General features: G+C 65.2%; 8 protein-coding genes. 2 read left to right on the top strand and 6 right to left on the bottom strand.

Annotated elements, in window-relative coordinates:
* Positions 1-367: 367 nt before the first annotated feature.
* From AC628_RS36340 to AC628_RS36315, 6 genes are all read right to left on the bottom strand, one after another.
* On the bottom strand, positions 368-721 hold the full coding sequence (locus AC628_RS36340) for a cupin domain-containing protein (RefSeq protein WP_074131491.1): 354 nt from the start codon (positions 719-721) through the stop codon (positions 368-370).
* A 43-nt stretch (positions 722-764) separates the two neighbouring features.
* Entirely contained in the window at positions 765-974 is a 210-nt protein-coding gene (locus tag AC628_RS36335; RefSeq protein ID WP_074131490.1) for a DUF2934 domain-containing protein, read from the bottom strand.
* A 623-nt stretch (positions 975-1,597) separates the two neighbouring features.
* Entirely contained in the window at positions 1,598-2,983 is a 1,386-nt protein-coding gene (gene gor, locus AC628_RS36330) for a glutathione-disulfide reductase (protein WP_074131489.1), read from the bottom strand.
* Between the two features lie 86 nt (positions 2,984-3,069).
* Positions 3,070-3,603, bottom strand: a complete 534-nt coding sequence (locus tag AC628_RS36325) for a DUF2059 domain-containing protein (RefSeq protein WP_074131488.1) — start codon at positions 3,601-3,603, stop codon at positions 3,070-3,072.
* 23 nt (positions 3,604-3,626) lie between these two features.
* Positions 3,627-4,325 (bottom strand): ribose-5-phosphate isomerase RpiA, encoded by a 699-nt coding sequence (gene rpiA, locus AC628_RS36320; RefSeq protein ID WP_143201995.1) that lies wholly within the window; start codon positions 4,323-4,325, stop codon positions 3,627-3,629.
* Positions 4,326-4,432: 107 nt separating this feature from the next.
* A complete protein-coding gene (locus AC628_RS36315; RefSeq protein WP_074131486.1) occupies positions 4,433-5,266 on the bottom strand; it encodes an SDR family NAD(P)-dependent oxidoreductase in 834 nt (277 codons plus the stop codon).
* Between the two features lie 73 nt (positions 5,267-5,339).
* On the opposite strand from AC628_RS36315, the gene AC628_RS36310 reads away from it, so the two are divergent.
* Positions 5,340-6,020 (top strand): HAD hydrolase-like protein, encoded by a 681-nt coding sequence (locus AC628_RS36310; protein WP_074131485.1) that lies wholly within the window; start codon positions 5,340-5,342, stop codon positions 6,018-6,020.
* 160 nt (positions 6,021-6,180) lie between these two features.
* Positions 6,181-6,590: hypothetical protein (locus tag AC628_RS36305; protein WP_074131484.1), on the top strand; the 410-nt coding region annotated here is incomplete at its 3' end.

Raw genomic sequence — 6,590 nt, 5'->3', positions numbered from 1 at the left:
GATCGCCATCAAGGGCCTGCCCACGCTGCTCACGGCACTCCGGCCATCCGCAGCCTGAGCCGCGCGCTTGGTCACTCAATACTCCCCGCGCCGGGCCGACTTTTTGCACGGCCTGTTTCGCCAGGACGACGATGAGGACAGTTCTCGCACGGTGCGTTGCGGCACCATTGCCTACGCATCACCTCACCGCGTCATCGCCCGGCTTGACCGGGCGATCCAGTACGCCGCGGCTCATCGATTCAACAACGGCCGCCTCTGGAATACTGGATCGCCCGCTTTCGCGGGCGATGACAGTGTGCGTGGGGACGTAGCTTCGCATTCTAGCGACGTGATCTGTCCGAGCTCTGCGTTGGTGGGTCTTGCAGGCTCACACCACCTTCCTCTCCGCAGCCGTCTCGGCGTCCCCCGTATTTGCCGTGCCTGTCGGCTCGATCAGCAACAGATGCACCTCTTCACGCGCGACGGGGCGATGCTCGACGCCCTTCGGCACGATGTACATCTGGCCTTGCCTCAGCGTGACGGTGCGGTCGCGCAGCTCGATGTCGAGTACGCCTTTCAGCACCAGGAAGAAGTCGTCGGTGTCGTCGTGCTTGTGCCAGACGAACTCGCCCTGCACCTTCACCACCATGACGTCGCAGGCGTTGAATTGCGCGACGGTGCGTGGCGACCAGTGATCGGAGAATGTCGACAGTTTCTGCGAGAGATCGATCGCGTCGCTCATGATGCCTCCGGGTCGGGCCCGTTAGCTCAGCGGCGCGACACACTCAATGCACGCCCCTCAACTTCGGCGGATATGATGTCGACTCGTTGTGCCCGTTGATATCGCAATGCGCTTCGCCGTTGGCGGCCTTGCGCTCCAGCAATTCCCGTTCGGCCTTGTACCAGAGCTGATCCATCTGGCCTGGCGGCTCTCCGGCGTCCTTCCACAGCTCGTAGGCGCGGGTCCGGATCTCCTGCTCGGTGGGACCTCTCATGGGCGGCTCCCTCAATTTGAGACATCAAACTGTTTGAGAGTGGAACAGCCAGCATAGCGCAAGGTTCCAAGGCGCGCGAGATGCCGCACTGCCAACGGCACGCGCGATCTGTGCACAAGCCCAGCGTGCCCAAGGAAAGGCCCCAGCCAAGGGGGCACGGGCTGAGGCCAAAGTCTTTCACCAATGAAATCGAAGCGTCACGCGATCAGCAGCCAGGCAACGCAGACGATGAGGGCGATGAACGACGCCCCCGCAAAGCCGAGGAAGCCGTAGTCCAATGTGTCCATGTGGTCCGGGTGGTCCGGTCGGAACATGACCGCAGTCTGAGCCCGGATCGGCGTGGCCGCATTCACATATGCATGTCAGCAAGGGTGCCCTAATTCCCCCGCCGCCAGACGAACGGCCCCAGCGAGGCGCCTCCTCTTCGGCATGCGGTCCATCTTGCGGCGGCAAGCTACCCCTTCAGAGGTATGAAACCTTTGCGGTTTCACGCAGACCAACCCTTATCAGGATTTTGCCACGACCCTCCTGGGGCTAGAGACAGCGCCGCTCGCAGGTATTTTAAGCGGGCGGCGTTGGGCTGTCAGGCAGGCCTCACCCGATCGGGCACCGGGACCAGCCCCCTACTCCGCCGCCTGGCGCACGTGACGCGCGGTCGGGGTGCGCATCGTCACCAGCTCTTCGGACGCGGTCGGATGCAGCGCGATGGTGGCGTCGAAGTCGGCCTTGGTCGCCTTCATCTTCACGGCGATCGCAACGGCCTGGGTGATCTCGGCGGCGGCATCGCCGACGACGTGGCAGCCGAGCACGCGATCGCTCGCGCCGTCGACCACGAGCTTCATCAGCACGCGGGTGTCGCGGCCGGACATCGTCGCCTTGATCGGGCGGAAATCGGTCTTGTAGATGTCGACGTGGGCAAACTGCGCCCGCGCCTCTTGCTCCGTCAGGCCGACGGTGCCGACCTCGGGCTGCGAGAACACCGCGGTCGGGATCGTCGCGTGGTCGACCTGCACGGGGCGCTTGCCGAACACGGTGTCGGCGAAGGCATGGCCCTCGCGGATCGCGACCGGGGTCAGATTGGTGCGGTGGGTGACGTCGCCGACCGCATAGATGTTGTCGACCGAGGTCTTCGACCAGCCGTCAACCTGGATGCCGCCATTGGCGGGATTGATGGCGACGCCCGCGGCTTCAAGTCCGAGCCCCTTCACATTGGGATGCCGGCCGATCGCGAACATCACCTGGTCTGCGGCGATGCTCGAGCCGCCGGATAGATGTGCGGTGAAATCACGGCCGTGCTTGTCGACCTTGGTCACCGTGCAGCCGGTGATGATGGTGATGCCGCGCTTCTCCATCTCGGCCCGGACATGCTTGCGGACGTCCTCGTCGAAGCCGCGCAGGATATTGTCGCCGCGATAGATCACGGACACGTCGGAGCCGAAGCCCGCGAAGATGCCGGCGAATTCCAGCGCGATGTAGCCGCCGCCCTGGATCACGATCCGCTTCGGCAGCTCTTTCAGATGAAACGCCTCGTTGGAGGAAATCACATGCTCGATGCCGGGAACGGCCGGCCCGTGATTGGGTGCGCCGCCGGTGGCGATCAGGATGTACTTCGCGGTCACCTTCTGGCCGGTCGCGAGGCGGATGGTGTGGGCATCCTCCAGCACCGCGCGGGTCTTCACGATCTTGGCGCCCGACTTCTCGACATTGCTGGTGTAGGCGCCCTCGAGCCGGGCGATCTCCTTGTCCTTGTTGGCGACGAGGGTAGCCCAGTCGAACGAGACCTGGCCGATGCTCCAGCCGAAGCCGGCCGCATCCTCGATCTCCTGGTGGACGTGGCTGCCGATCACGAACAGCTTCTTCGGCACGCAGCCGCGGATCACGCAGGTGCCGCCCATCCGGTACTCTTCGGCGACCATGACCTTCGCGCCGTAATTGGCGGCGATGCGGGCGGCACGGACGCCGCCCGAACCACCACCGATGACAAACAGGTCGACGTCAAACTCGGCCATGGGTACCTCTCTCTTCGCCCTCGCCCCGCAAGCGGGGCGAGGTCATACGGAGCGCATCAGAGCACTCGAAAACGCATCGGATATCCTTAGATATCCTTGCCGCGCTTCTTCATCTCGGCCTTGAACTGGCCATTCACGATCGTGCCGAACTGCTGCGCCCACTGCTGCATATATTGCAGCGAGCCGTTGATTGCAGTGGGCTCCGCGGTCAAAAGCTTCTGGCCGAGCGGCGTCTTGTAGAACGTCACGAGGTCCTTGAGCTCCTGCTCGGTGAACTCGGCGGCGTAGATCTGCGCCATGCCGTCGCCGATCTCCTTCTCGCTGCCCGCGAACTGCTTGGCGACGATCACCGCGACCTCGTCGAGATCCTTCTGGTAGTTCAGGTACTGCTGCAGCAGGCCGGTCTTGGTCTTCTCGATGATTCCCGGAACGGCGCCGGAATACATCACGGCCACGTTCTTCATCGTCAGGATTTCCTTGGCGGCCGCAATCGCCGCGGGGGTCGACTGCTTGACCTTCGGCATGGGGGGCAATTGCTGCTGCGCCATGGCCGGCGCCGCCGCGAGCGCCAGTCCAGCCGCCAGGGCCGCTGCCGACAAAAGTCCCGAAAAACGCTTCATTCCAAGTCTCCTTGCTTGCGGCGCTATCGCCGTTCAACAACCCGAATTCCCTGCGCGCCGGCCAGAACGGCGACGCTGCCAAGCCCGATGAACAGGCCATGTTCGACCACGCCCGGAATGACGCTGAGCAAACCAGCAAGACGCGGCGGGTCGCCGATCCGGCCGAGATGCGCATCGACGATCCAGTGGCCGCCATCGGTGACAAAAACGTGACCGTCCTTGCCCTTGCGAATGACCATTTGGCCGGACACGCCGGCCTCGGCGAACGCCCGCGCCATCGCCGCCTGCGTCGCGGCGAGCCCGAACGGGATCACCTCGACCGGCAGCGGAAAGCGGCCGAGCACGTCGACCCATTTGCTGTCGTCGGCGATCACGATCATGCGATCACTGGCCGCCGCGACGATCTTCTCGCGCAGCAGCGCGCCGCCGCCGCCCTTGATCAGATTGAGCGCGGGATCGATCTCGTCGGCGCCATCGATGGTGAGGTCGAGATGGTCGATCTCGTCCAGCGTGGTCAGCGGCACGCCGCAGCGGATCGCGTCGGCCCGGGTCGCCTCCGAGGTCGGCACGCCGATCACCTTCATGCCGGAGCGGACCTTCTCGCCGAGCAGCTCGACGAAATGCTTGGCGGTCGATCCGGTGCCGAGCCCGAGCTTCATGCCGTCACGCACCTCTTCGAGCGCGCGCGCCGCCGCCTGGCGTTTCAGTGCGTCCATGTCCACGGCCGATAGCCCCTCGGTTGTCCGTTACGGGCACGCCATCGGGCGGCCCGGCGGGCGCATATCTAGCCTCGATTCACGGACAGGAATAGCGCCATCCGTGCCCGTCTTTAGGCCGAAACGGCGTCCATCGCGGCCAAAATCGCCGCAAAACGGTCCTCGACCTCGGCTCGCATCCCGGGGTGGGTGAAAATGTAGAACTGGTCGTCGCGGATCGCGGCCAGCACTTGGGCCGCAACCAAGGACGGGTCGAGACCGGCCTCCAGGCGGCGCGCGATCTCGGCGATGAGCGCGGCTGCGGGGCTGTCCGGAGCATGCTGGCGCGGCGGGCCGTATTGCTCCGGGCGGTTGCGCCCGCTCTCGCCGATCCGGGTCCGCACATAGCTCGGACAGAGCACGCTGACGCCGATCCCGAGCGGCTTCAGTTGCGCCGAAAGCCCTTCGGAGAGGCTGACGACGGCGAATTTGGACGCCGAATACGGGCTCACGCCGAGCCCCGCATTCATGCCGGCCATCGACGCCGTGTTGACGATATGGCCGCCCTCGCCGTGCGCGCGGATGTGCGGCAGGAAGCTCCGGATGCCGTGCACCACGCCCATCAGATTGACGTCGATCACCCAGCGCCAGTCGTCGACCGAGATCTGGTCGATGCCGCCGCCACCCGCGACGCCGGCATTGTTGCAGACGACATGGACCTTGCCGAAAGCGAGGAACGAGGCCTGCGCCGCGCCGTCGACGCTGCCGGGGTCAGCGACGTCGCAAACCACGCCGCGGACATCTGCGCCGCCGGCGCGCAGCGCATCGACGGCTTTGTCGAGCGCGCCGGTTTCGATGTCGGCGAGCATCACCTTCATGCCCTCGCGCGCGAACGCGGTTGCCATGGCCAGTCCGATTCCGTTGGCCGCGCCGGTGACAAAAGCGGCTTTTCCGCCGAGTTCCCGCATCGGAGCCTCCTTTTTTGCGCGACACTAGCATCTTCTCTTGCAACGTGCGGCGCTGCCCGATAGCGAGAGACAGATGTCCGCCTCCTCTCCCCCCATCATTGTGTTCGATCTCGACGGCACGCTGGTCGACACCGCGCCTGACCTGATCAGCGCACTCAACCATGTGCTCGACCGCGAGGGTCTGCGGCCGGTGCCGCTGTCCGCGGCCCGCAACATGATAGGCGCCGGCGCGCGCAAGCTGCTCGAGCGCGGACTCGAGGTGGAAGGACGCGTGGTCAGCCTCGCTGACCTCAATCGTCTGACCCAGGATTTCATCGACTTCTACGCCGAGCACATCGCCGACGGCTCACGTCCGTTCGAGGGGCTGGAGACCGCGCTCGACCGGCTCGCGGCAAAGGGCCACCAGTTTGCGGTCTGCACCAACAAGCTGGAGTGGCTGTCGAAGCTGTTGCTCGACCGGCTCGGTTTGACGCCGCGCTTTGCCGCGATCTGCGGCCAGGACACGTTCGGCGTCGCCAAGCCAGATCCGGCGTTCCTGCGCGAGACGGTGGTCCGCGCCGGCGGCAGGCTGCCCGGCGCTATCATGGTCGGCGATGCCGGTCCCGATGTCGGGGTTGCCCGGCGCGCCAACGTCCCGGTGATCGGGGTCGATTTCGGCTACACCGACGTCCCGATGACCGAGCTGAAGCCGGATCGGTTGATCAGCCATATGCGCGACCTGCCGGACGCAATCGCCAGCCTGATCGCGGCATAAGTTTTTCGCAACACATTGATATCGCTCGGCAATATTTTGCCATGCGATTTTGCCATTAACCATCCTTTAACGAACAGGCCTCCCCCTGTTGCGCCTCTGTTCCGACGCTCCTATGGTCGGCCCGGGGATTGTGGCTGATTGCCGCATTAGAGTGTGGATCATGCGTCGTATCATCGTGATTGCGGCCGCCGGGCTGAGCCTGGCCGGCTGCTCCTCCTTCTCATTGGATTCGTTCAAGTCAGCACCGCCGCCAATGCAGGTGCAGATGGATTCGAACCCGCAAGGCGCCGACGCCGTGACGTCGATCGGACCGGGCTGCAAGACGCCCTGCTCCGTGTCGATCCCAGCGCCGGAGAGCAACTTCACCGTCACCTTCAACATGCCCAAGTTCCAGCCGGCGACGGTGCCGGTGACCGTGACCCGCACGCCGGGCGACTTCACCAGCCCGGCCACCACCACGCTCGATCCGAGCCCGGTGTTCGCCGAGTTGCAGCCCGCCGGTCCGCCGCCGCGCGCGCACAAGCCGCGGCCGAAGCGGAAGAAGCCGAAGCCGGCTGCTGCTGCCGCGGC

It is taken from the genome of Bradyrhizobium sp. NAS96.2 (genome assembly GCF_001908235.1).
Lineage (GTDB): Bacteria > Pseudomonadota > Alphaproteobacteria > Rhizobiales > Xanthobacteraceae > Bradyrhizobium.
This window is presented reverse-complemented; position numbering and strand designations above follow the sequence as displayed.